Genomic DNA, 2,123 nt, shown 5'->3' with positions numbered 1-2,123 from the left:
TCCTGCATGCCGTCGTCGAGTTTCATGCGCAATTGCGCCATCACGAATGCGAAGGCTTCGTTGACCGCACGGACCTGGTCGTTCTCCTGGCCGTACTGCATGCCCAGGCGCCGCGCGGCCTCGGGCTGGTCGTGTGCAAACTCGCGACCGGTTTCGCGCAGGTAGCGCATCTCGGCGTCGAAATATCTCAGGAACGGGCTTGCGCCTTCCTGTTGCGTGGCTTTCCATGGTGCGGTCATGGCTGCGACTCCGGGGGTTAGGGCGGCAATGCGGGCAATCCGGAGATCACACCGGCGCGGCCCGTCACGAAGATGCGCTCGGGCATGCGCATGCCTCGCAGTTTCAGCAGCTCTAGCGGTCCGGATCCCGCTTGCGCGCGCAATACGTAGCGCAACGGCGCCACCTTGCCGTCCGTATTGTCACCGGACGTCGCGGAAGCGGCCTTCGCGGCATCGCCACCCGCCCCGGCATTCCAGACGAGTTCGTAGCGCGTATCGTCGAGCGGCTTGACCTGGGCCTTTTCGAGCATCCGCAGAAAGGCCCAGTCGCCTGTCGCATCGAAGTCGATCCGCACTCCTGCGTTGAGCGTCTGCCAGTTCAACGACGCATGGCCGTTCAGACCGTTGCCCGGCCATGCCAGCGGCGTCCACGTTTCGCGCTGGTTGAAATAGACGATCTGCTGGCCGTCCAACATGAGTTCCGTGCGTGTTACGTCCGGCGTCGGCTGCGGCATGATCTCAAAGTGATAGCCAGCCTCGCCCCGCGCATAGAGACGTGCGCCGAGCGGACCCATCAGCCGGAGCATGGCGAGAAACTTCGGATCGAACTGCAGCGACTGCGGCGCGAGTTCGTTCGGCACCCACTGGTCGCCCTGGCGTTTGAACACGCCGGACAGCTCAAGCTCGATAAAGCGGTTGATCAGCCCCGTCTCGGGCCGCACGTAACGGCCAAACTCGGCGAAGGACGCGTCGGCGCTCGCCGGCGAGAACGGATAGCGCGCGGCGAGCGACGAGGCGAAGGGGGCCGCGACGCCCGCTCGCCATGCCTCGTTCAGGCTCGCAGCGGCGGGCTGCAGGACCGCCTGCCAGGCCGCGTCGAGCGGCTGCACAAACATCGTCTGGCCGAAGCCCGCCCACTGTGCGCCCAGGCTCGCGGCGGTCAGCGCCGCGTCGTCGCGCGCCTGCGACAGATCCGAGAGCTTGCCCTGGAATACCGCCTGCGCGAGACTGCGCGCCATGGCCTGCGCATCGGGACTCGCCTGGATCTGTTGGAGTTTCAGCCGCACGGTCGTATCGGCGGTCAGGACCCGGGAGAGGCTCACGCCGCTGAACGCGGCCGCATTCGCCCCCGGAGCGTTCCCCACATTGCCGCTGGCCGCAGGCGGATTCGCGTCGCCCATCAGCGCGAGCAGCGGGCCGAACGAGCGGTCGAGCGGGTTCACGATGGGGGCCTGCGTCTGGTTGCTATCGCTCCCACCGAGCAACCCCTGCGCCTTGCGCACGAGCGTATCGGTCAGCGCCTGCGAAGGACGCCCCGCCTCGCCCTGGTACTGCACCGACTTCATGACCGCGAGCAGCGGCGAGGTCTGCGCATCGGTCAGGCGCGTGAGCTGGTCGATGACGCCCGAGAAGCTGGTCGCCGGGAGCCACTGGAAGCTGTTGAGCATCGTCGCCCAGGCTGCCGTGTAGTCCGTGAAATACCGGTCGCGCAGGCGCTTTCTCAGCGCGTCGGCGGCCTTCCTTGCTTCGACTGCGGCCTGGGCCGCGTCAACCGCACCCTCGACGGCAGTGGTGCTGATCCGGGCGTTCGGCTGGTCACCGGTCAGCACCCAATCACCCTCGACGTGCTGCCCGTTCACCGCATCGTCGATGGCTTTCTCGACGACGCCCTCCCACGCTGCGCGCGTATAGATGCCCGGTACCGTCTGGGTGGTCGTGAAAAGGCCGTGCGAATCCGCGCCCGCGAGTAGCGTCGCGAGCGCAATGTCTGCGTACCTGCCGCGCGCCGTGTCGATGACGCGCTGATAGAGCACGTCGTCGCTCGCCGCGAGGCCGATCTGGTTGACGAGCGTCGAGCGCATCTGTGTGACTAGCGGTTGAGACGGATTGATCCGCCAGTCGGGA

General features: G+C 66.9%; 2 protein-coding genes. Both read right to left on the bottom strand.

The window, feature by feature from the left end; genetic code table 11:
* Positions 1 to 239 (bottom strand): type VI secretion system baseplate subunit TssF (locus tag AB4Y40_RS42675; RefSeq protein ID WP_368692975.1); only part of this gene is annotated, 239 nt, incomplete at its 3' end.
* 17 nt (positions 240 to 256) lie between these two features.
* Positions 257 to 2,123, bottom strand: a 1,867-nt coding sequence (locus AB4Y40_RS42670; RefSeq protein ID WP_368692974.1) for an ImcF-related family protein, incomplete at its 5' end; no start/stop codon positions are given.

The organism is Paraburkholderia sp. EG287B (genome assembly GCF_040965595.1).
Lineage (GTDB): Bacteria > Pseudomonadota > Gammaproteobacteria > Burkholderiales > Burkholderiaceae > Paraburkholderia.
Note: the sequence above shows the minus strand (reverse complement) of the source record. Positions and strands in the feature narration are given on the sequence as shown.